22 protein-coding genes are annotated in these 20,796 nt (G+C 68.6%); 12 read left to right on the top strand and 10 right to left on the bottom strand.

From position 1 onward, the window contains the following. Positions 1-96: 96 nt before the first annotated feature. Entirely contained in the window at positions 97-522 is a 426-nt protein-coding gene (locus tag ACFLIM_RS47365; RefSeq protein WP_393176970.1) for a MerR family transcriptional regulator, read from the bottom strand. Between the two features lie 142 nt (positions 523-664). On the opposite strand from ACFLIM_RS47365, the gene ACFLIM_RS47360 reads away from it, so the two are divergent. From ACFLIM_RS47360 to ACFLIM_RS47335, 6 genes are all read left to right on the top strand, one after another. After that, positions 665-1,216, top strand: a complete 552-nt coding sequence (locus ACFLIM_RS47360; RefSeq protein ID WP_393177004.1) for a class I SAM-dependent methyltransferase — start codon at positions 665-667, stop codon at positions 1,214-1,216. 648 nt (positions 1,217-1,864) lie between these two features. Next, positions 1,865-2,257, top strand: coding sequence for a GntR family transcriptional regulator (locus ACFLIM_RS47355; RefSeq protein ID WP_393176968.1), 393 nt, complete (start codon positions 1,865-1,867; stop codon positions 2,255-2,257). Next, the gene (locus ACFLIM_RS47350) at positions 2,254-3,144 is read left to right on the top strand and encodes an ABC transporter ATP-binding protein (RefSeq protein WP_393176966.1); all 891 of its coding nucleotides are present in this window, start codon (positions 2,254-2,256) and stop codon (positions 3,142-3,144) included. The genes ACFLIM_RS47355 and ACFLIM_RS47350 overlap by 4 nt, the downstream gene beginning before the upstream one ends. Beyond that, positions 3,141-4,190 (top strand): ABC transporter permease, encoded by a 1,050-nt coding sequence (locus ACFLIM_RS47345; protein ID WP_393176964.1) that lies wholly within the window; start codon positions 3,141-3,143, stop codon positions 4,188-4,190. The genes ACFLIM_RS47350 and ACFLIM_RS47345 overlap by 4 nt, the downstream gene beginning before the upstream one ends. Continuing rightward, on the top strand, positions 4,187-5,605 hold the full coding sequence (locus ACFLIM_RS47340) for a S41 family peptidase (RefSeq protein WP_393176962.1): 1,419 nt from the start codon (positions 4,187-4,189) through the stop codon (positions 5,603-5,605). The genes ACFLIM_RS47345 and ACFLIM_RS47340 overlap by 4 nt, the downstream gene beginning before the upstream one ends. Before the next feature lie 12 nt (positions 5,606-5,617). Further along, entirely contained in the window at positions 5,618-6,775 is a 1,158-nt protein-coding gene (locus ACFLIM_RS47335) for an alpha/beta hydrolase family protein (RefSeq protein WP_393176960.1), read from the top strand. Between the two features lie 152 nt (positions 6,776-6,927). Here the strand turns inward: ACFLIM_RS47335 and ACFLIM_RS47330 are convergent, their stop codons facing one another. The 3 genes from ACFLIM_RS47330 to ACFLIM_RS47320 form a co-directional block, all read right to left on the bottom strand. Continuing rightward, entirely contained in the window at positions 6,928-7,338 is a 411-nt protein-coding gene (locus ACFLIM_RS47330; protein ID WP_393176958.1) for a Clp protease N-terminal domain-containing protein, read from the bottom strand. A gap of 134 nt (positions 7,339-7,472) precedes the next feature. After that, complete coding sequence (locus ACFLIM_RS47325; RefSeq protein WP_393176956.1) at positions 7,473-7,700, bottom strand: hypothetical protein; 228 nt, start codon at positions 7,698-7,700, stop codon at positions 7,473-7,475. Between the two features lie 198 nt (positions 7,701-7,898). Continuing rightward, a complete protein-coding gene (locus tag ACFLIM_RS47320) occupies positions 7,899-8,384 on the bottom strand; it encodes a GNAT family N-acetyltransferase (protein ID WP_393176954.1) in 486 nt (161 codons plus the stop codon). A gap of 210 nt (positions 8,385-8,594) precedes the next feature. On the opposite strand from ACFLIM_RS47320, the gene ACFLIM_RS47315 reads away from it, so the two are divergent. From ACFLIM_RS47315 to ACFLIM_RS47300, 4 genes are all read left to right on the top strand, one after another. Continuing rightward, a complete protein-coding gene (locus tag ACFLIM_RS47315) occupies positions 8,595-9,068 on the top strand; it encodes a dihydrofolate reductase family protein (RefSeq protein ID WP_393177002.1) in 474 nt (157 codons plus the stop codon). 23 nt (positions 9,069-9,091) lie between these two features. Next, positions 9,092-9,415, top strand: a complete 324-nt coding sequence (locus ACFLIM_RS47310) for a YciI family protein (protein WP_393176952.1) — start codon at positions 9,092-9,094, stop codon at positions 9,413-9,415. Next, positions 9,412-10,653, top strand: a complete 1,242-nt coding sequence (locus tag ACFLIM_RS47305; RefSeq protein ID WP_393176950.1) for an RNA polymerase sigma factor — start codon at positions 9,412-9,414, stop codon at positions 10,651-10,653. The genes ACFLIM_RS47310 and ACFLIM_RS47305 overlap by 4 nt, the downstream gene beginning before the upstream one ends. A 296-nt stretch (positions 10,654-10,949) precedes the next feature. Further along, the gene (locus ACFLIM_RS47300) at positions 10,950-11,504 is read left to right on the top strand and encodes an SDR family NAD(P)-dependent oxidoreductase (protein WP_393176947.1); all 555 of its coding nucleotides are present in this window, start codon (positions 10,950-10,952) and stop codon (positions 11,502-11,504) included. 190 nt (positions 11,505-11,694) lie between these two features. Here ACFLIM_RS47300 and ACFLIM_RS47295 read toward each other — a convergent pair whose 3' ends face one another. The 3 genes from ACFLIM_RS47295 to ACFLIM_RS47285 form a co-directional block, all read right to left on the bottom strand. Continuing rightward, positions 11,695-12,687 carry a tyrosine-type recombinase/integrase gene (locus tag ACFLIM_RS47295; RefSeq protein ID WP_393176944.1) on the bottom strand — a complete coding sequence of 331 codons (993 nt, stop codon included), beginning with the start codon at positions 12,685-12,687 and terminating at the stop codon, positions 11,695-11,697. An 835-nt stretch (positions 12,688-13,522) separates the two neighbouring features. Further along, positions 13,523-14,449: a sulfotransferase domain-containing protein gene (locus ACFLIM_RS47290; protein WP_393176941.1), complete on the bottom strand. Its 927-nt coding sequence runs from the start codon at positions 14,447-14,449 to the stop codon at positions 13,523-13,525. A 384-nt stretch (positions 14,450-14,833) separates the two neighbouring features. Further along, the gene (locus tag ACFLIM_RS47285; RefSeq protein ID WP_393176938.1) at positions 14,834-15,394 is read right to left on the bottom strand and encodes a GNAT family N-acetyltransferase; all 561 of its coding nucleotides are present in this window, start codon (positions 15,392-15,394) and stop codon (positions 14,834-14,836) included. Between the two features lie 415 nt (positions 15,395-15,809). Here ACFLIM_RS47285 and ACFLIM_RS47280 point away from each other — a divergent pair, with 415 nt between their 5' ends. Then, on the top strand, positions 15,810-16,721 hold the full coding sequence (locus ACFLIM_RS47280; RefSeq protein WP_393176935.1) for a hypothetical protein: 912 nt from the start codon (positions 15,810-15,812) through the stop codon (positions 16,719-16,721). Between the two features lie 4 nt (positions 16,722-16,725). Here the strand turns inward: ACFLIM_RS47280 and ACFLIM_RS47275 are convergent, their stop codons facing one another. Continuing rightward, on the bottom strand, positions 16,726-18,243 hold the full coding sequence (locus ACFLIM_RS47275) for a serine/threonine-protein kinase (RefSeq protein WP_393176932.1): 1,518 nt from the start codon (positions 18,241-18,243) through the stop codon (positions 16,726-16,728). Between the two features lie 367 nt (positions 18,244-18,610). Here ACFLIM_RS47275 and ACFLIM_RS47270 point away from each other — a divergent pair, with 367 nt between their 5' ends. Next, positions 18,611-19,144 carry a hypothetical protein gene (locus ACFLIM_RS47270; RefSeq protein ID WP_393176929.1) on the top strand — a complete coding sequence of 178 codons (534 nt, stop codon included), beginning with the start codon at positions 18,611-18,613 and terminating at the stop codon, positions 19,142-19,144. A gap of 270 nt (positions 19,145-19,414) precedes the next feature. Here ACFLIM_RS47270 and ACFLIM_RS47265 read toward each other — a convergent pair whose 3' ends face one another. After that, on the bottom strand, positions 19,415-19,882 hold the full coding sequence (locus tag ACFLIM_RS47265; protein WP_393176926.1) for a nuclear transport factor 2 family protein: 468 nt from the start codon (positions 19,880-19,882) through the stop codon (positions 19,415-19,417). Positions 19,883-20,391: 509 nt separating this feature from the next. After that, positions 20,392-20,592, bottom strand: coding sequence for a hypothetical protein (locus tag ACFLIM_RS47260; RefSeq protein ID WP_393176923.1), 201 nt, complete (start codon positions 20,590-20,592; stop codon positions 20,392-20,394). Between the last annotated feature and the right edge of the window lie 204 nt (positions 20,593-20,796).

Here is a 20,796-nt window from a genome sequence, read left to right as displayed (position 1 = left end):
CTGCGCACGGTGGCCATCGACGGCACTCACCTGCACATGCCCGACGAGGATGGCATCACCTGCCCGCAGTGAGGCCCTGGATTCCGACGGTCAAGGTCAGTGAGGATGAGCCTCTTCGAGGGACGATCCGGCCAGGCGCGCCCTGACCACGCTCGCGTAGTTGGGGCAATGGAGGATGTCTTCGTGCGGGCAGGCCAATGCGTGGGTGATAGCGGTACGCGCCGCCTGGGCCTGGGCAATCCGTTGGTCCAGCTCGGTGAGCTTGCGTTGGTGCAGTTCCCGCCAGCCGTCGCCGGCCAGCGAACGAGACACGATCAGCGCTTTGAGCTCTCGCAGGGTGAAACCGACGTCTCGCAGGAGCAAGATCTCACCCACCTGCTCAACGGCCGACAGCGGATAACGCCGTTGGCCTGAGACCCGTGTCGGCACCGGTAGCAGGCCGAGATCCTCCCAGTAGCGCAGAGCGGAGGCGGCGACACCGGTACGGTGTGCCAACTCGCCGATCGTCAACTGCTCGTCCATCTTGACTTCAAGCGTACTTGAAGCCGTTGACTTGGCGATCGTGACGACAGCGAGTGCAGCTCTCAAACGGCGTGTGATCAGAGAAGTGGTGCGGCAGTTCGGTCAGCCCCGAGGCATCGCCGGACGGGTGGTCGGTTGGGTCATGGCTCATCGCCGCTCCAACCAGCAGCGCAACAGGTGGGTGGTGTCGTTGCTGGACGTGCAGCCCACGGACCGAGTGCTTGAGATCGGCTTCGGCCCCGGCGTCGCCATCTCCGAACTCGCCGGCCGTGCCACCCGAGGGCAGGTATACGGCATTGACCACTCCGAGGTCATGGTCCAGCAGGCCAGCCGGCGCAACGCCGCCGCCATCAACGCTCACCGTGTCGAACTCGTTCACGCTTCGGTGGACCAGTTGCCGAACTTCGATGATCCGCTCGATGCCGTCCTCGCCGTCAACTCCGTGGGGTTCTGGCCCGACCCGGTGGAACGGCTTGGCCGGCTACGCCGCCTGCTCCGCCCTGGAGGACGCATCGCGCTGGTCACCCAGCCCCGCAGCCCCGGCGCCACCCGAGACACCACGGCCCGAGCCGCTCAAGAACTCCAGGACCTGCTCACCCAGGCAGGCTTCACCAAGATCCGGGCCGAAATCCTCGATCTCGACCCGCCGGTTGCCGGCGTCCTCGCCGACAATCCGACCGACGGGCCATCCTGAACAGCAGGCGATGGTGTTGATCGAGCGCGGGGACATGCGGCCGTCGGGGCGGCGGGCGGCGATGGAGGCCGCCGACAGGAACAGCGCCGCCGCCTCGGTGCCGGCGGCGGCGTCGCCGGGGTGTTCCAGCTCCAGGTTGTCGGCCAGCGCCTGGCGGGCGTCGCCGCCGAGGAAGACGGTGCGGCTGGTGGGGCCCTTGCCCCGCACGCCGGTCAGGCGGGCCTTCTTCTCTTGGCGCGGCCGGTCGGGGTCGGCGGGCTCCAGCTGGTCCAGGTTCAGGCCGACCAACTCGGCGCGGCGCAGACCGGTGCCGAACAGCAGGTAGATGATGGCGCGGGCCGGGCGGGCGTGGGCGTGCACGCGCGGGCCGGTGCCGCGGTGGCGGCGGCCTTTGAGTTCGTGGAAGGTCTCGATCCGGTCGACGACGTTCTTGACGGTACGCACCTGGGCGGCGGCCAGGGCGCGCACCTGCGAGAGCCTTTCCTGAAGTGACTTGCATGTGGGCGGGGCAGCTGAGCGGGCGGCCAGAACGGCAGCGATACCCCCTTCCACGGCGACATGGGCGAGCTCCCCGCCGGGCGCTTCTTAACCGGCTCCTTACATGGAAGAATCTAAAGTCCTAGGACACTAGATATATGGAGGAGATCGGTGATCGAGTTCCATCTGGATGCGAAGTCCGGCCTCTCGCCGTACCTGCAGTTGGTCCAGCAGGTACGGCATGCGCTACGGCTCGGCGTGCTGCGCGAAGGCGACCAGCTGCCGACCGTCAAGGAGGTCGTGGCGCACTTGGCGATCAACGCCAACACCGTCCTCAAGGCCTACCGGGAACTCGAGCATGAGGGCCTGGTCGCCGCCCGGCCAGGGGTGGGGACGTTCGTGACGGCAACGCTCACCGGCACCTCGCTGGCCGCCCACGGCCCATTGCGGCTGGAACTACAGCGCTGGCTGGCCAAGGCCCGCCGCGCCGGCCTCGACGACGAAAGCATCGAGGCCCTGTTCATGACCACCTTTCGGACCGCCGCTCAGGAGGACATAGCGTGACTTCAGTCCTGCAGGCCCAGGCACTGGGCAAGAAATATGGCAAGCGCTGGGCGCTGCGCGAGTGCACCATCGACATCCCGGCGGGCCACGTCGTCGGGCTGGTGGGCCCCAACGGAGCCGGCAAGACCACGCTGCTGAAGCTGGCCAGCGGCCAGCTCGAACCGACAGCGGGCGGCATCACCGTGCTCGGCGGGCGACCCGGGAGCACGCCCGCGCAGCTGGCCAGGGTCGGGTTCGTCGCCCAGGACACCCCCGTCTACGCGGGACTGACCGTCGCCGAGCACCTGCGGTTAGGGGCACGGCTCAACCCCCGCTGGGACGACACCAGGGCGCGGGATCGTATCGCGCAACTCGGTCTCGTCCCCACCCAGCGGGCGGGCAAGCTGTCGGGCGGCCAGCGCGCCCAGCTCGCCCTCACCCTGGGCCTGGCCAAGCGGCCCGAGCTGCTGATCCTGGACGAGCCCGTGGCCTCGCTCGACCCGCTCGCCCGCCGCGAGTTCCTGCAAGGGCTGATGGAGGCCACCGTCGAGCACGAGTTCAGCGTGCTGCTCTCCTCCCACCTGGTCTCCGACCTGGAACGGGTCTGCGACTTCCTGATCGTCCTCGTCGACTCCCGCGTCCAGGTCGCTGGGGAGGTCGACAAGCTGCTGGCCACCCACCACCGGCTCACCGGCCCGCGCCGCGACCCCGACCGGCTCCCTGCCGACCAGCACGTGATCTCCGCCAGTCACACCGACCGGCAGAGCACGTACGTGGTCCGTACCGACGCACCGATCCACGACCCCGCCTGGACGGTCACCCAGCTCAGCCTGGAGGACCTCGTCCTCGCCTACATGGACAAGCGCACCGCCGACAACCGGCGAGTCGCCCTGGAGGTGCAGCGATGATCTGGCTGACCTGGCGCCAGCTCCGCGGCTCGGCCGCGATGATGGCCACCGTACTCGTCATCCTCACCGCCGTCCTGGCCCTGACCGGCCCGGACCTGGCCTCCCGCTACTCCGCCGGGATCGCCCAGTGTGTCCAGGACAACAGCTGCAACCGCTTCTACGACCGCTTCTTCGGCGGGTACGACACGCCCTTCATGGCCGTCAGCCTCGTCGTACTGCTCCTGCCCGCCCTCGTCGGGCTCTTCTGGGGAGCACCGTTGATCACCCGCGAGCTGGAGGCGGGCACGCACCTGCTGGTGTGGAACCAGAGCATCACCCGCGGCCGCTGGCTGGCGGTCAAGCTCGGGCTCACCGGCCTGGTCGCCACGGCCGCCGCCTGCCTGTGCGGCCTCGCGGTGACCTGGTGGTCCGATCCCCTGGACAAGTCAGCCCCGGACGGATTGGCCCTGATGGCTCCCCTGGTGTTCGGCGCGCGCGGCATCGCCCCGTTGGGGTACGCGGCCTTCGCCTTCCTCCTCGGCGTGACTGTGGGCATGCTGGTGCGCCGCACCCTGCCCGCCATGGCCCTCACCCTGGCCGTCTTCGCCGCGATCCAGCTCGCCATGCCGCTGCTGGTCCGGCCCCACCTGATGCCCCCGGTCACCTCGACCTTCGAGCTCGGCCAGGCGAACGTGGAGGGCATGGGCATATCACGGGAGGGAGGAGGAGGCCCGCGGATTCACCTGAGGTCGGCCGTTCCCGGCCACGCGGGCGCCTGGGTCCTGTCCAGCAACCTCCTCGATCCGTCGGGACGCACGATCTCCGGCAGCGATGGCGGGGCCGCCGTCCAGGTCTCCACCACGTCGGGACCGTGCGCACCGTCGGGACCACAGGGCAGTGACGCGTGCATGGCCGAGATCAGTCGGCTCGGCTACCGGCAGCAGGCGACCTACCAGCCCCTCGACCGCTTCTGGCCCTTCCAGTGGATCGAGACCGGAATCTACGCCCTGCTCACCCTCGGCCTCACGTGGTTCTGCTTCTGGTGGATCCGGAGGCGCCTGTCATGACCGTCATCAGGACCGCGGCCGCCGGGCTCGCCCTCCTCCTGGCCGCGGCCTGCACGGCGCCGACGCCGCCGCGCAGCCAGGCGAGCACGGCAGCCAGTACGGCCTGCGCGTCGCCCCAGGGGGCCCCCGGGGCGGAGACGGCCACCACGATCGACGTGATCGAGCAGGCGTACTTCTGCATCCTCGGCAACTACTACAGCGGCGCCACGCTGGACGCCCGCTCGCTGCTGACCGCCGGATTCGTCGCCCTGACGCAGGAGCTCAACCGCAACGGACGCGACGTGCCCGAGGCGACCATGCCGGCGCTGACCGGCGACCGAAAAGCCGACTGGACCGCTTTCGAGACCGTCTACCGCAAGATCACCGATCAGGTCCCTGGCCTGCGCGACAAGCTGGCCGTCGTCACCCTCGAGGCCATCGCGGCCAGCCTCGGCGACAACCACGCCCGCTGGGCGCACGACATCAAGCGACCGCCCGACTACTACGACGGTGACGGCTATGGCCTGGGTTTCCAGGCCAACGTCAATGGTCCACAGGTGGACGGCAACCCCGGCGTCGCCTTCCCGCCGCTGTTCGTCACCGCCGTGCAGGGCGGCACGGCGCAGGCGGCCGGGCTGCGTCCGGGTGACCTCATCGAATCGATCAACGGATCGGCGCCCTTCATCGACGGCAAGGCCGGCCCCGCGATCGCCGCCCTCTACCCCGAGTACCCGGACGCGCGCCCGGTGCGGCTGCGGCTGCTGCGGCAGGCTACCGGCCGCCGCTGGAGCGTGACGCTCAAGCCCGGCCTCTACCCGCGGGATCTGGCCGCCCTGCAAGTGGTGAGGTCGAAGCTGCTGGAAGACAGCATCGCCTATGTGCGGCTGGCCGGATTCGCTCCCGACTCCGCGAACAGGGTTCTCAAGGCCATCTCCAGACTGCGCACCGGCCGGACCCTCACCGGCGTCGTGCTGGACCTGCGCGGCAACGGCGGCGGTAGCCCCGTGGAGGCGACCCGGCTGGTGAGCGCGTTCGGCCACGGCAAGGTCACCGCCTACCAGTGCACCGTGGACGGCAAGTGCGAAACTTCGCGGACCGACGACACCGTCGAGCTGCTCAACCTGCCGCTGGCAGTGCTCACCGACCGCAGCTGCGCCTCGGCCTGCGAGCACTTCAGCTCCGCGGTCAAGGACCTGCGTATCGGCCAGCTGGTCGGCACCAGAACCGCCGGGGTCATCTCCGGCCCGGCACAGCCGTACCTGCTCAGCAACAACACCATGCTGGGCTTCCCCGTCAGGCATCACCTGGGGCCTAATCACGAGGTGATCGACCGGATCGGCGTGCCGCCCGACCACCACGTACCCCTGACGCCGAAGGACGCGGCCGCCGGACGCGACCCCGCGCTGGCCAAGGCCCTGACCTTGTTGCACAAGTGAACGGACCTCTCCATGAGACAGCTCCTCGCAGCCGCCGCAGGACTGGTCGTCCTCGCCGCGTCCGCCTGCTCCGCACCCACGCCGCCCCGGTCCGCTGCCAACCCGTCGGCCACGCCGACCGGCCCTGCCACCCTGCCCACCCCCACCGGCGCCCATTCGGTCGGCACCACCGTCCTGTATCTGAAAGACGCCTCCCGCCCCGATCCCTGGAATCTCGACGTCGAAGCCAGGGAGCTCAAGGTCACCCTGTGGTATCCGACCAAGCAGCGGGACGGGCAGCGGGCGCCGTACATGACGCCGAAGGAATCGGAGCTCACCCTGAAGGGCTCGAGGATCACGGGCGTCCCGTACGACACGCTGAGCAAGACGCGAACCAACGCCATCAAGGACGCCGAACCCGCGGGGCGCAAGCTTCCGCTGGTGGTGCTCTCGCCCGGCTTCACCAAGCCGATGAGCACACTCACGTCGCTTGCGGAGGAGCTGGCCAGCCGGGGGTACGTCGTGGCCGGGATCGACCACACCTACGAGAGCTACGCCACGACCTTCCCCGACGGGCGGATCGCGGAGTGCCTCGCGTGCGACAGCGACACCGACCCGGGCTTCGGCTCGGGACTGGTCCAGGGCCGGGCAGCCGACGTCTCCTTCGTGCTCGACCAGCTGCCATCGAAGTGGGACGGTTCTGACCTGATCGACCGCTCCAGAATCGCCATGGCAGGCCAGTCGATCGGCGGGGCCAGCGCTATGGCGGCCATGCTGAAGGACCCCCGAGTGCGCGCCGGAATCGACATGGATGGCACCACCTACGCCCGGATCCCCCAGAGCGGATTCTCCCGGCCGTTCATGTTCATCGGTTCGCCCCAGCACGTCCCCGGCGGCCGGGACAATTCGTGGGACCGCGACTGGAAGCTGCTGACCGGGTGGAAGCGCTGGCTCGTGCTGTCGGGCGCGGAACACCAGTCCTTCACCGACGGCCCGCTGCTGGCGAGCGCCTTCGGCATCAAGCCCCCCTCCGGCGTTCTGCCCGCGGCGCGCTCCGCCGAGCTCACCCGCACGTACGTGGCGGCCTTCCTCGACCAGCACGTGATGTCGCAGCGGCAGCCCCTCCTGGACAAGCCGTCATCGCGCTACCCCGAGGTCAAGTTCTGCCCTGCGACGTGTGGTCAATCGTGAGGCCTGGCACCCCCTGAGGTTCGGGCCGGTACTGCAGGCCGCGTAGGTGGACCAGGCCGAAGACAACGTCGCTGTTCATATGGACACTGTCAAGTGGACTCCGAGGCTCAGGAGGTCTTTGAACCCCGGCCATCGCGAATCGCCGGAGTGATTCAGTAAGCCTCGCCATGGAGGACCTTGATCACCTGAGCGCGGGTCTGGTGGAGGCCAACACCCAAGGCAGCGGCCGTTCCCTCCTCGTTTAGGAGGCCGAGCAGGAAGTGCTCGGTGCCGATATACCGGTGCCTGAGCCCTGCGGCCTCACGGCGCGCCAACACCACGACGTGGCCGAGGCCGACGCCTGTCGCATGGGCGTGAATGTCCCTGAGATCGCATCCGAGGCTTCTGAGCGTCGTGACGGCCACGCCCTCGTCCAGGTAGATCAAGCTCATCAGAAGGTGATCGGCGGTGACGCGGTCGTGACCAAGGTTCCGGGCCTGCTGTTCGGCCAGGTCGAGCGCCCGCCGAGCACGATCCGTAAGGAGATGCTCCAGGGGCCGGTCAAGGGTCGTCTTCCTCAGCATGCCGCCTCCGTCCGCGAGCGATTGCTACCAGTATGCGCGGCGGGAAGGCGACATGGTCACGCTCCTGGCGGTGGGGCAGGGTCCTCGCCGAAACCCGTGATCAAGCGGCCAGGGCTCTCAAGGACATCGCCTACTCAGGATGCGGAGTCGGCGGGATCGAGCTCGTGGGGCTGGTCGGGGCTCAGTGGTGCCAAAACGCCGTGACAGGCGGGGACATCAGCATGACTGGCAGTCTCATCAAGATCGGCTAGCAGGGCCGTCAGCCGTCGGGCCACGGCGGTGTGTCGTTCGACCTCACGGGCCCAGCCGCGCTCATCGGCGTCCTGGATCAGCTGCTGTTCGACCTCCAGCCGGGCCTGCAAGCGTGGGACGTAGTCGGGAGTGGTGACGAACTTGGCTGTGACTTAGATCGCTTGATGTCGTGATTCTTAGATCGGTATTTGTCGTGGTCGGTCTGGCTGCCGTGCGGGGGTGAGCCGAGGCACGCTAGTTGTCACTGAGGCAGGCTTGTTGTCACCAAGATCCTCGACAGGGGACGCGGCAGGGGGCGGGTAGCCGGATCAGAGGAGCGCCGCGATCTCCGGCCAGGAGTAGAAGACCCCGTCGGGTGGCACCTCGCCCGCGAGAACTCCGCCGAGCGAGGTGTAGAAGCGGCGGGCGCGTTCGTTGACGGCCAGTACCCGGATCACCAGCGAGCCGAACCCGTCGGCAGACAGATCGGCCGCCGCCGCCCGCACCAGGGCGCGGCCGTGGCCATGGCCCTGATGGCCGGGACGGACCGCGAGGGCGTAGATCTCCGCGTCATGGCCGAGCTCCGGATCCGCCGGGCCGCCCATGACCAGACCGATGACCGTTCCGTCCGGTAGCTCGGCGACCCTGGTGTGGTGCGGCCGAGGCCGTTCAGCCGCTTCCCCGAGGAGATTCCGGTGCCAGTTGGCGGTGGATTGCTCTCGGGTGACGTCGAAGTCCTCGAACTCGGCGAATGCGGCACAGGTGACCTCGGCCATGACATCCGCGTCGGGCGGAAGGGCGTACCGGATCGGCATGAGCGGAGACTACGACGAGAAAGGGCCTGAGAGAGCCAGCGGCGGAACAACTCCTCGACCGGCATACGCTCGGCGGCGTCGTGGACGCCAGGCACAGGCGCGCGGCCGGGTCAACTCTGTGCAGCTCAATGCGCGCGGTGTGGCGCCGAAGGCGATGACACCAGGCGTGCCTTCGGCGGTGCTGGTGACAAGTAGCGCGCCGATGCGTTCCTGTTCGGTCGGCGGACCTACGAGCTGTTCGCCGGCTCGTGGGGGTCCTGGACGGAACAGGATGTCCCTGGCTGGGAGCCCGTCATGCGGGCATTGAACACACAGCCCAAGTACGTGGCATCGACCACACTCGCCGATCCCGAGTGGTCGGGTACCACCGTCCTGTCCGGAGACGTCACGGCCGCCGTCCGAGAGCTGAAGGCCACGCCGGGGGGTGAGCTGCAGGTGCACGGCAGTGGCGCGCCGACCCGGTGGTTGCTGGAGAACGATCTGGTCGACGAGATGACTCTGATCGTCGTTCCCGCGGTTCTCGGCCACGGCGCGCGATTGTTCTCGCAGACCGGCCCGGATCTCGCGCTCGACCTGGTCGAGTCGCGAGTCGACTCGAAGGGCGTGACGATCCAGGTCTACCGGCCGGCCGGGCGCCCGCGGTACGCGCCGACCGAGGCACCGGACCGGTCCACACTGTCTTGACACCATAGGAGAGGATCTTTCCGATGCAGTACCTGATTTCCGTGATCCACGACCAGGCCAGCCTCGCCACCCCGGAGGAGCACGCTGCGATCGACGTGTTCAACGACCGGCTCCAGACGGAGGGCCACTGGGTCTTCGTCGGCGGCCTCGCCTTCCCCGACACGGCCACCGTCATCGACAACCGGGGTGGGGAGGCGCTGGTCACCGACGGGCCCTTTGTGGAGTCCAAGGAGTACCTCGCCGGCTTCTGGGTCATCGAGGCCCCCGACCTCGACGTGGCGCTCAAGCTGGCCGCCGAGGGGTCGAAGGCCTGCAACCGGAAGGTCGAGGTGCGGCCGTTCCAGTGAACAGGGTCGACGTCCGCGAGGCGGTCACCCGGGCCCACCACGAGGAGTGGGCGCGGGTAGTGGCCGGCCTGACCAGGCGCTTCGGTGACCTCGACATCGCAGAGGAGGCGGCGGCCGAGGCGTTCACGACCGCCGTCGAGCGGTGGCCGGCCGACGGCGTGCCCCCCAACCCGGGCGCCTGGCTGACCACCACCGCCAACCGCAAGGCCATCGACCGGATCCGGCGCGAGAACAAGCGCGACGACAAGCACAAGGAGGCGCAGAGGGTGTACGACGACGACCCGCCCGAGCCGCTGGGCGCCATCGACGACGACCGGCTCCGGCTGATCTTCACCTGCTGTCACCCGGCGCTGGCGATGCAGACCCGCGTGGCGCTGACGCTGCGCATGGTCGGCGGGCTGACCGTGCCCGAGATCGCCCGTGCCTTCCTGGTGCAGGGGACCGCCATGGAGCAGCGCATCACCCGCGCGAAGGCCAAGATCAAGGCGGCGCGCATCCCCTATCGGATGCCGTCCGCCGACGATCTGCCGGCTCGTGTCTCCGGCGTCCTGGCCGTCCTGTTCCTCGTCTTCAACGAGGGCTACCTGGCCAGCGGCCCCGACACCGATCCCGTACGACACGACCTGACCACCGAGGCGATCCGGCTCACCCGCCTGATCCGCGCGCTCCTGCCGCAGGACGGAGAAGTGGCCGGCCTGCTGGCGCTGATGCTGCTCATCGAGGCCCGCCGTACCGCCCGGGTCTCGGCCAGCGGCGAACTGGTCGCGCTCGACGAGCAGGACCGCGGCGCCTGGGACGCGGAACTGATCGCCGAAGGTCATCGGCTGGTGCGCGAGCGCCTGGCGGCTGCCGCCGCCGGGGTGGCGCCGGGTCGCTACCAGATCCTCGCCGCGATCAACGCGGTGCACACCTCCGCCCGCGACATCCGCGACACCGACTGGTCGCAGGTTCTCGCCCTCTACGACCAGCTCGTCCGCCTCGACCCCTCGCCGATCATCGCCCTCAACCGGGCCATCGCCGTGGCCGAGCTCGACGGGCCGGAGGTGGCACTGGCCATCGTTGACCTCCTCGCCGAGGCGTTGGCCGGCTATCACGCCTACCACGCCACCCGCGCCGACCTGCTGCGCCGGCTGGGCCAAAGCCAGCAGTCACGCGCGGCCTACGACCGGGCCATCGAGCTGGCCGGCAACACCGCCGAGACCGCCTACCTCACCCGCCGCCGCGACCAACTGCGGTAGCGCCCGCGCTTGAAGAGCGCACTTGATACAGCGATGAAAGGCGACGCGGAACGCTGCACTATTGGCAGGTTCAGACGCCAACCCTTCTCGCCGAGCAACGGCGCAGGATTCGGGGGCGCCGGGTTGCGGCGGCCGTAGAGACGCGGCTGAAGAGAGCGCAAGTGCGGAGCGAGGTCCTCTGGCTGGCCGTGTCGCGGTGGTGACCGGCGTAAGTCGGCGGGCAGGGATCGGGTTCGCTGTGACGCGGGAGCTGTTGGCGGCCGGGGCCAAGGTGCTGGCGCAGTCATGGACACCTCATGATGCTGATCAGGCATGGGGCAGTGATGGCCGGCGTGCTGGATGCCTTGGGTGGGCTGGGCGACCGGCTGGCGCATGTGCAGGCCGACTTCGCCGATCCACTGACACCAGCGTGGGTGATCGAGCAGGCTGTCGAGCGGTTCGGGCACGTTGACGTGCTGATCGCCAACCATGCCCGCAACTCGAAGCAGTCACTGGAGGAGGTGACTGTGACCGAGCTCGATCTGGCCTGGGCAGTGAACGCTCGCGGCAGCGTGCTGCTGACCCAGGCGTTTGCTGCTCAACATGACGATCGCCGCTCCGGTGGCCGGGTGATCTTGTTCACGTCCGGCCAGCACCTGGCCCCGATGTCTCGATCCGGCGGTGCCCCCGGATCTGCTGATCCGGCGCGGCGTGGTGCATACGCACCTCATGCGCCGCATCGCGCGTTGTACGAGATGAAGGGCGATGACGGCAAGCGCCGCTACACCGTCCAGCAAATCCCCGACCGGCTCGGCGTCAGCCGCGCCACGATCTACCGTCACCTCGATCCCGGCAAGCCGATCTCGGCGTAGGAGAAGCGGTGACCGTTGCTAATCCCGATGCCGGCGGCGATGCCGGCGTAGCTGACCTCGCGGCCATGGTTGCTGCGCAGCTCGCCACGCTATCGCTATACCTACGCTCACACATCGGGTCCAGCCGAGATACGGGCAAAACCGGCCATGAGTCGATCTTGATGCCCCGTTTCCGCAGGCAGGCGTACGGTCAGCGGTCAACCGTGATCAGTCTGAGGGCATCTTCCTTGTCTTTGTCGGACGGCAAGCTGTAGCGGCGGGTGGTCTCCAGGCGGGAGTGGCCAAGGATCTCGGCGACCAGGACCAGGTCGGTCTTGCCGCGGACCAGAGTGGTGGCGAGCGTATGGCGCAGGACGTGCGCGGTGGTGGGATCATCCAGCCCGGCCGTCTGAGCGATCTCGGCGATGATGCCGCTGGCCGCCCGGGCGGTCAGCCGTCCCCCCTTGGCGTTGAGGAACAGAGCTCGGTTGCCGTCGGCGTTGGGCCAGTTGGGGCGTTCGTCGAGCCAGAGCTGCAGTTCGTGGCGGAGCTTGGGGTGGATGTCGACCTCGCGGAACTTGCCGCCCTTGCCGTACAGGCGCAGTTTGCCCTTGCGGGCCGACATCTGGACGTCGCCGACATCGAGGCGGACGACCTCGCTGATGCGCGCGCCGGCGTAGTACGGGATCAGCGCGATGCACCGGCCCCGGGGCGACAGATGCGCCTCCACGGCGCGCAGCCAGCGGATGCGGGCGCGCTCCTCCAGCGCGCGCGGCGCGCTCTTGGGCAGGTCTTCGCGGCCGACGTCGGCCTTGCCCAGGCCCTTGCGGACGTGGAAGTCGTCCAGCGCGGTGAGGACTGAGTTGACGTAGACGCGGCTGCGCCTGGCCGGGCCGTCGCGCAGCAGCCACATGCGATAGTCGCGCACCGCCCAGTCCCGAGCCTGCCGATCGGCGAGGGGATCGGCGGAATAGGTGGCGGCGTGATCGGACAGCCAGGACAGGAACATGCGCACGCGCGAGCGGTAGGTGCGCCGGGTCTCGTCCGACAGCGGCGCGCGCTCCAGCGCCGAGGCGTACTCGCCGAGCACCGCGTCGTAGGCGGGCGGCAGCCGGGTGGGGCGGGCACCCGGACGGCGCTTCGTAATCTCGGAAGCGGATCCGGGCGCCTGCGAGGGGTCGGAGTGCGCAATCTCGGAAGTCACACCTGGGAGTCTACTTCCGAGATTGTGTCGATCTCGGAAGCACGGGATTGCCCGGCGCGGACAAGAACGCTTGCTCATTGGCCCTCCGCTCGGGTCCGTGCCACCAGCCGCAAAGTAGCTGTGAGTAACCAGGGGCTCCCGGACGGCTTGACATAAAAGCTGTTAGCGAGCAACGCGACCTGCGGAAACGCCCGATCCAGCGTTATCGAGCCGCAGAGCGCCGGACTCATCCCCGAACGCCCGGACCGAAACCCCGCCCATGCGGGAGGCGCAGTTGCGCACCGTGACCTGGGGCGACACCGCTCGTTTGGGCCGTGTGACGCGCTTCTTACCACCGGGCGAGCGGAACTTCACCGCCCACGACCGTGCAGCGTTTCTCGTTCGGATCGCTACAGTGATGACCTTCTGTCGGCTTGTTCAGCCTTGGGGCGGTTGTCGGCGGTTGCCCCCGTGATTATGTTCGCGACAACGGACCGCGTTTGCTCGCCAGTTTCGACCGCGATCTTGGGCCTGGAGTCGGGTCCGTTGTTCGTGAGAGCTGACCGCACTCACCGGCCCGAGGTCATTCGCACCGAGGAGGGGCGGGGCGGCGGCGCAGTGTCGGCGGCCATCCGGATCTGGCCGCTGGCGGCAAGGAAGAAGGCGCTATGACCATCACAGAGTGTGACCAGATTCGCTAGCCGACGCGCTGCCACACTGCCCCGATCGCCGAATCCGGCGTCGGTTGAGGCGCAGACCCCTGATGTTGGTCCCGAGCGCGGATCGGCAGTTATGGGCGGCGGGCGGCGCTGACGATCAGCTTTGGGTAGTGCGGGTATACCGCCGGACGGGGATCTCAGTCGATCGGCTCGCGATGCACCCACTCGACGAGATCGTCGGACGCGAGCGCCCGCACGCGCGCGGCGTACCGGGCGAGGTCGGCGTCGTCGAGGAGGTCGCGCCACTGGCCGCTCGTGCCGCGGCTGAAGAACGCGGCGGGATCGATCCAGTGCTCCGGACCGCCGGCGGGGACGGTCGTGTCGGCCCTGCTGCGCATCGACTCGAACGTCGCCGCCTGGACCAGGCGGGGCCATCGGTGCTCGTCGACGTCGATGCCGAGGCGCGCGGCCATCTGCCGCATCTGCCCCTCCAGGTCGGCCTTTAGGTCGTCGTAGTGCAAGTACACGACGTCGAGATCGTCGGCGGCGTCCCGGAACGTCTGCAGGTGCTCTACAGTGCGCCGCAGCGACGACCCGACCTGCGTCGATGGCGTCTCGTCGTCGACCCACTGCCAGAAGCGGTCCCGCTCGCCGTCGGGGCGCGGCCGCGGTGGCCGCAATGGTCCGAGCTCGATACCGTCGATCGCGGCCGCCCGTTTGCGTTGGCTGAGGAACGCGCCGATGTCGGTGTTGTCGATATGGTGGTCGATCGACAGCCCCACGTCGCGCGGGTCCCGCCCGACGCAGATGTACGTGACCGTCGGATCGTTGGGTATCCCGTCGAGCGGCGTGTGTGTCTTGATGAACCGGCGGTGCGTCTGGGCTTCCAGGTCCGCGAACACGTCTGTGCGGGCGCGAGTCACCATGTCGATCCACGGCGAGAGCGTGTCCAACGGGAGCGGGAGCTCCGGTTCCTGCAGTATGAGCAGGGCGCAGATCATCTGCGTCCACGTCGTCCCGCACTTTGGGGGGGTGCTGATGATGATGTCGCCGGGGCGGAGCTCGAAGCCGTCCCAGCGGTTGCTGTCGTACATACTGGTCTCGTAGCGGCGCACGGCCGTCATCCTTGCAGCGGATCCGATCCCGTGAGGCCCAGATGATTCACCGCACGACATCCTGCCGAGGGCTCAAGACTGAGGTTCCGAAGGGCGTCGCGCAACAGTACGTAGCGCAGCACCCGCCCATAATGTCCGATCTCGAACACTCCGCGAGGGCATCATGAAGGCCAGAGGATGAGCGCCGAACGGCGGCTACGCGCGCGTCTACCTTGGACGCCAATCACGCTAGGTAATCGCGTTGCCGCCACCGGGCAGCTCGGTATGGCCGCTCCCGGACAGATCCGGCTGGCCGTCGTGAGCCCAGGTCAGCGGTCCATTGCCGCCTGCCGTCGGGGTGCGGTCAGAACTGGCAAAAATCAACTTCGCTGAAGCTCGGGGTGCGGTCGCCACTCACGAACAAGGGCGGTCGGTAGTTGCAAGCAAAACCACCCCCGTGGCGATCATCGAGAAGACGGCCAGGTCATGAGGCTCGCACCCCTCCCGCTCGGCGATCCGCAGTGTGCCCTCCCGCTGGTATCCGGCCTTTTCGGCCACCCGCAGGGAAGCGACGTTGTCGACGCGGGAGTGCAACTGAACCCGCCGCATCCCGCCATCGATAAGCGCCCACCGTCCAACCGCGCGCGCTGCCTCGGTCGCATAACCGCGACCTCGCTGACTGGTGTGCATTCCGTAACCGATCTCGGTGCGACCAGCCTCCCAGTCGGTGTCCCGCAACCCGATACTGCCGACGATCTTGCCGGTGCTCTGCTCCACTATCGCCAGGTGGACGCCCTCGCCGTCCAGTCGCCGCTGGTGCACTTTGTCAGTCAGCCACCCGTCCACGTCAGCGACCGCCCCAGGGGAGCCCGGCGGCAGTGCCGTTCGATCCCCGGCCGCCACGAATGCCGCCACGGGTACAGCATCCTGCGGCCCGAACTCACGAATCTCCAACCCACCGGAGATGATCTTCACTGGAGGAAACATGGTGTGCAGCGTAAGCCCTCACCCAGTGCGCGGTGCAGGGGGATGGCGCCCGTTCGGGGCCTCCCGAGCTGAGAGGATCCACTCACGCACCTACTGAGCCCGTAGATCACGGAACAGCCCGGCCTCCGGCCCCAAGCCGTCCGGGAGCCCCTGGTTACTCACAGCTACTTTGCGGCTGGTGGCACGGACCCGAGCGGAGGGCCACCGGCGGGGCTTGATCCCGATCTTCCATTCGAACATGACTCCGTATGGCGAGATCCAGCTGCGGACCGACCGCCGCCTGGATCTGACCGACCTGCCGAGGGCTGGACGCTGAGGGGGAGGGTCTCAGGGCCTCGGCCCTTTCAGAGCTGGGATAGTTGCGGGCAATCGGCTTGTAAGCGTGCTCCAGACAATGGCTGACATGGCGAATTTCCCTGTGGTGCGCCGAGTCGCACCGCGCCGGTACGGCGTCGTCCTCGTTCTCACACTGCTGGTGCTCGCGGGATGCGGCCTCGCAGGCGGTGAGACAAGGGGCGATGACACCGCTCCGGCGACCGTGACCGGCAGCGCGACTGCCGCGCCCAGAGAGAGCCGACCTGCTCAGGGCGAGAGCTCTCCTGCTCAGGCTGAGAGCCTGCCTGCTCAGGCTGAGACCGGTCAGGACGGCCAGTCCCCGGTGGCGGTCGAGCCGGGAGGCGTCCTGACCGACGGCAGTACGGTCTCGGCCGAGTTGACCAGGGCGGGGCAGAGGGACAAGTTCACCCTGGACCTGGGCGATGCCAAGGAGTTCTACGTCGCCGACATGCAGGGTGACGATATCCAGTTACAGGTGTTCTCCGACGTCGACGGCGAGCCGTTGGGCCCGTCCAGCGTCGCGCTGAGTTGGGGCACCTCGATCTTCAAGTTGAGCAAGGCGGGCGGGCACCGGCTGGAGGTCTGGGGCAGCACGAACGTCACCGGGGCCTACAGCTTCCGGATCGCCACTGTCAAGGTCCGGACGTTTCCCGTGGCGATCGGCCTGAAGATCGGTGAGGGCAGCCCCGCCGGGGCCGGGCGGCTGGACGTTCCCGGTCGGATCGACCGTTTCGAGTTCGACGCCGACGGCGCCACAGCTGTCAAGGTTCTTGGGGGCGCGGGGGCGTGCCTGGCCATCCAGTTGGAGCTGTTTGACGCCGCTGAGAAGAGCGTCGCCACCGCCCGGCAGCCTGTCCCGTTGTGCGGTTACGAGTTCGACATCCCGCTCTCGGCCGGGGACGGGCGCTACGCGCTGGTGGTCAGGTCGGGCGAGGCGAAGACCGGGGCGTATTCCTTCCAGATAGCGCGTGCCGGCTGAACGGTCAGGAGCGGCGCAGGCTACCGCGGTATTCCAGCGCGCCCGCGCCCTCCTGCCGTACGAGGTCGAGCCTTCCGGGACCGTTCAGCGTGAGGGTCATGTCTCCGCCCACGCACTGATCCCGCTGCGCCACGGTCATCTCGAGCACGGTGTCGCTCCTGAGGCGAGTGAGCGTGGCCTGCTGCGCGCAGTCGCCGTTTGCCCACGTCCCGGTGCTCTGCCCGCCCGTCAGGGTGATCGTGACGTCGATGCCCTGCTTGCGGTCGTCCTGGGAGACGACCCGTCCCGTCCACGTCCCCGCGAAGGCTTCCGGTATCGCACCCGTCCTGGGCGAGGGCGGCGCCGTAGTTGATCCCGAGGCCGGCTCCCGGGCCTTGGGCGGTGTCGAGGTCGGTCCGGAGGCCGATTCCCGGTCTGTGGACGTATCAGGTGTCGCCTGTGTCGTCGCCTCGCCGTCTGCGGCCGAGCCGCCGATCGTTCCTGTCGCGTACAGCACCCCGGCCGTTGCGAGAGCCGCCACGGTGACGGCGATCAACGGCATGGCCGGCCGCATCCGCCGCCGCGGCGCGTCCTGTTCCGGGATGCCGGCGCCGCCGAGCGGCACCGTCGATCCGCCCACGGGCACGGCCTCGGTCGGCAGCACTTTGGTCGGGCCGGGGGCGGGCCAGTTCTGCGGGACATACGCGCTGGGGACCGGGCCCACGTCCGGAACCGTGACGGTAGGGTCACCGGGGTCGACCAGGCGGATCAGGAGCGACCGGGCAGAGGGGCGCGTTCGGGGATCCTTCGACAGGCAGGCGGCAAGGGTGTCGCGCAGGCTCTGTGGAATGCCCGAAAGATCAGGCTCCACGGTAAGAATGCGGTGGAAGACGGCGGCGACAGTGTCGCAGCCGAACGGCGCCCGGCCGGTCGCCGCGTAGACCATGGTTGCGGCCCAGGCGAAAACATCGGCCGCGGGAGAGGCGTGTTCGCCCTTGAGCTGCTCGGGCGCCATGTACGGCGGGGTGCCCGCCATCGTCGAGGGCGCCGTACTGGCGTCGAGCGGCCGGGCGATGCCGAAGTCGACCACGCGCGGCCCGTCGGGACCGAGTAGCACGTTGGCGGGCTTGAAGTCCCGATGAACGACCCCGGCGCCGTGAATGGCCGCCAGGGCACAGGCCGTGCCGACCGCCAGCCGATCGAGGTCGCCGTCCCGCAGGGGGCCGCCCGCGCGTACCCGCTCCTGTAACGACGGGCCCGCGACGAACTCGCTCACCACATACGGAGCCGGCCCGTCGGACCCGGCGGCCAGCACGCGTGCCGTGCAGAAGGGAGCCACCCGGCGGGCCGACTCCAGCTCCCTGGCCAGCCGGCGGCGGGTGTCAGGATCGGTGCCGCCCCGCAGCACCTTGACCGCGACACGATCGCCGGACGCGCTCTGCCCTTCGTAGACGATCCCCTGCCCGCCCTCGCCCAGGCGTGCGACGATCCGGAACGCGCCCAGCACACGCGGGTCCCCTGGCTCCAGCGGGACAGCGGGCATGATCTCCTCCACGCACGTTGGGGCGGGCTGCCACCGGCACACCGTGATTCTCCAGGATCATGCCCGATAGTAGTGACAGGCCATGGGCTGGTGAGGTCTCCCCAGCAATGTGGGGAGGCGTCGATGGCCTTCCACGCGGGTTGCCGGCGGTGCACTGGATCGACGGCTCCGACCCCCGGCGCACACCTTTACGTGCCCGAGTTGCCGGCTGACGCCTTGGTCTGACGGGCAACGTAGTCGACCGGCGGCTCGATGTGGTGCCGCAGAGGCCAGAGCGGTCAGCCCGCCGCCCTACCGGCCGACGGCGAGGTGATCGTCCCCGGAAAATCACTGGTGTTGCCCGTTGACTGTCTCCTACGTTGTGTCCATGTCGCTGGTCGAACACGCTCAGGTCCTGCAGGCCGAGGCGAGCCGGCTCCTCGACCAACTTGACCTGCAGACCGCGTTCCCCTGGCGTGCCCAGGTGATCGGTAGCGCGCTGTCCGGCCTGATGATTGTCCGCGACCTCGACGTCATGTTCGACGCCCCGGACGCCACAGCGCTCCACGTCCTCACCGGCGTGGCCACCCTGGCCGACCGCGTCGAGGTGCTTGCTGTGGACTTCCGCGATGAACGAGGCGAGCGCCGTCCGACCTCGCGACTCACCGACGAGCGTTTCTACGCCGTCCTGCTCGTCAACGAGGTGTGGAAGGTCGACCTGACGTTCTGGCTGCATGTCGTCGAGCGGCCGCACGTCCCCGACGCACTGCGGTTGCGTGCGGCAACCGATGACCAACGCGCGACGATACTGCGGCTGAAGCACGAGTGCCCGGACTACCCCGACACGATCGGTGGTTCGGACATCTACACCGCGGTGCTGGAGCGCGGCGTGCAAACGGTCGAGGAGTTGCTGGCGAAATGAAGAGCGCCGACCACTCTTTGCAGTGCGGCGCTTGGTAGGCGGGGTTTGGGGTGTACGGCGGGGCGGTCGTACGGCGATGCCCTGCGCGGCGCTCTCGCGAGAACGGCCCCCAGGGCCGCATGCGCAGCGCGGGACTGCGCCGCCCTGACCAGTTCGAAGCCGACCCGGCGGCCGACCCCCCTGCACGTGGTCTGCTTCGGTAACCACGTGCATGCTCAGGGCGTGCTGGCCGGCACCTGTCCGCGTACCGGCAACCATGATCATTCCCGGTCACAGCACGAGCCAAGCTGGACGCGCCGGGCGGCGTAGTCGTCTCCTTGATGCCTGATCGGCTTCGCTCAAGCGACCTCCTCGGGAGCGAAGTAGTCGCGCAGCAGGGCGATCTTCCCGTCGCGCAGCCGGAAGATCTGAACCAGCGCCATGCTGCTCGCCCCCGCGGGGGCTTTCGAAGGCGGTGTCGATCTCGACGATGAACACGTTGGGGTCGGTCGTGGTGTGCAGGACGTAGCGGCTCTTGTCTACGTTCACGGTGCGGTCGTCATTCGCCGAGCGTTCGTAGTACGCGGCCATGGCCTGGCGGATCTCCTCGCGCCCCTCCAAGCGCCGCGGGTAGGAGCCACCGGCCGAGACAAGCGGTGTCTCCAGGACACCGTCCGCGGTGAATATCTCGGCCAGCGCGGCGGCGTCCCGGGTCATCCCCGCCCAGACGTACCGCTGGTAGATCTGTTGGTTGGTCACGGGCACGGCTGGCTCCTTGGCTCGTTCGAAGGCACCGGAGGCTACATCCTGCGCTGTGTGGACGCCATCCGGGATGGGGTTGATCAGCCAGACGGCAAGCAGTGCGATCGATCCTCAGCCGACCGCGATGGTGACCTGCCGGCGGCGGGTGTCAGGATCGGCGCCGTCTCGGAGGACCTTGATCGCAACGCGTTCGCCGGACGCGCCCCGCCCTTCGTAGACGACCCCCTGCCCGCCCTCGCCCAGGCGTGCGACAACCTGGGCCCTTTCTCGAGGGGTGAGGGGTGTAACGCTGGGCCGGGGCGTACCGGATCGCGTCGCCCAGATCGTCACATGGGCTGCTCCGCTGGCAGGTTCGCTTTCGCAGCCGTATGGACCGGCGGGCTCAGGGCTGCGGAAGCGCTGGAGCTGTTCACGGTTCCGGGTAGGAGGATCACTGTCAGACATGGGTGACCAGGAGGGTCACGCCTGCCTCACCGCCACAGTCGACGAAAACGGGACCGACGCCGTTACCGATCGTGGGGGCGAGGGTCGCCTTCGCCGCGAATCCTGGCGCCCTTCGGCGGCTTCGGCGGCTTCGGCGCGGCCATCGCAGCGGTAACAGCCTCGCTGGCCGCGTCGGTCTGGGCACCAGCTGGTGCGCCGGCCAATCCCAACAGACCGGCCGTCAAGCTCAGCCCGGCGATCGCAGTGATCACTTTCTTGCTCATGGCGATTTCCTCCAGTTCTAGTCCGAAAACAGGACCTCAGCTGGGCAGGCGGCAGTATCCGGCGGCGCGGGTGGGGGGCCGTTGGATCAGTCCCGGGTGGTTGTCAGCCGGTTGAAGTCAGCGGCAGGTGTTCCTCATCTGGAGCTATCGACTCGATGGTGACCTTATAGCCGAGGCGTTCCAGGCTCTTGACGTGATTGCGGG

Source organism: Nonomuraea marmarensis (assembly GCF_043197025.1).
Classification (GTDB): Bacteria; Actinomycetota; Actinomycetes; order Streptosporangiales; family Streptosporangiaceae; genus Nonomuraea; species Nonomuraea marmarensis.
Note: the sequence above shows the minus strand (reverse complement) of the source record. Positions and strands in the feature narration are given on the sequence as shown.

Excerpts from the sequence above, each read along its gene's own strand:
- ACFLIM_RS47330 (WP_393176958.1), bottom strand. The coding sequence starts at position 7,338 with ATGCTGAGGAAGACGACCCTTGACCGGCCCCTGGAGCATCTCCTTACG.
- ACFLIM_RS47300 (WP_393176947.1), top strand. The coding sequence starts at position 10,950 with ATGATGCTGATCAGGCATGGGGCAGTGATGGCCGGCGTGCTGGATGCC.
- ACFLIM_RS47280 (WP_393176935.1), top strand. The coding sequence starts at position 15,810 with ATGGCGAATTTCCCTGTGGTGCGCCGAGTCGCACCGCGCCGGTACGGC.
- ACFLIM_RS47320 (WP_393176954.1), bottom strand. The coding sequence starts at position 8,384 with ATGCCGATCCGGTACGCCCTTCCGCCCGACGCGGATGTCATGGCCGAG.
- ACFLIM_RS47260 (WP_393176923.1), bottom strand. The coding sequence starts at position 20,592 with ATGAGCAAGAAAGTGATCACTGCGATCGCCGGGCTGAGCTTGACGGCC.
- ACFLIM_RS47290 (WP_393176941.1), bottom strand. The coding sequence starts at position 14,449 with ATGACGGCCGTGCGCCGCTACGAGACCAGTATGTACGACAGCAACCGC.
- ACFLIM_RS47310 (WP_393176952.1), top strand. The coding sequence starts at position 9,092 with ATGCAGTACCTGATTTCCGTGATCCACGACCAGGCCAGCCTCGCCACC.
- ACFLIM_RS47275 (WP_393176932.1), bottom strand. The coding sequence starts at position 18,243 with ATGCCCGCTGTCCCGCTGGAGCCAGGGGACCCGCGTGTGCTGGGCGCG.
- ACFLIM_RS47365 (WP_393176970.1), bottom strand. The coding sequence starts at position 522 with ATGGACGAGCAGTTGACGATCGGCGAGTTGGCACACCGTACCGGTGTC.
- ACFLIM_RS47270 (WP_393176929.1), top strand. The coding sequence starts at position 18,611 with ATGTCGCTGGTCGAACACGCTCAGGTCCTGCAGGCCGAGGCGAGCCGG.
- ACFLIM_RS47340 (WP_393176962.1), top strand. The coding sequence starts at position 4,187 with ATGACCGTCATCAGGACCGCGGCCGCCGGGCTCGCCCTCCTCCTGGCC.
- ACFLIM_RS47335 (WP_393176960.1), top strand. The coding sequence starts at position 5,618 with ATGAGACAGCTCCTCGCAGCCGCCGCAGGACTGGTCGTCCTCGCCGCG.
- ACFLIM_RS47360 (WP_393177004.1), top strand. The coding sequence starts at position 665 with ATGGCTCATCGCCGCTCCAACCAGCAGCGCAACAGGTGGGTGGTGTCG.
- ACFLIM_RS47345 (WP_393176964.1), top strand. The coding sequence starts at position 3,141 with ATGATCTGGCTGACCTGGCGCCAGCTCCGCGGCTCGGCCGCGATGATG.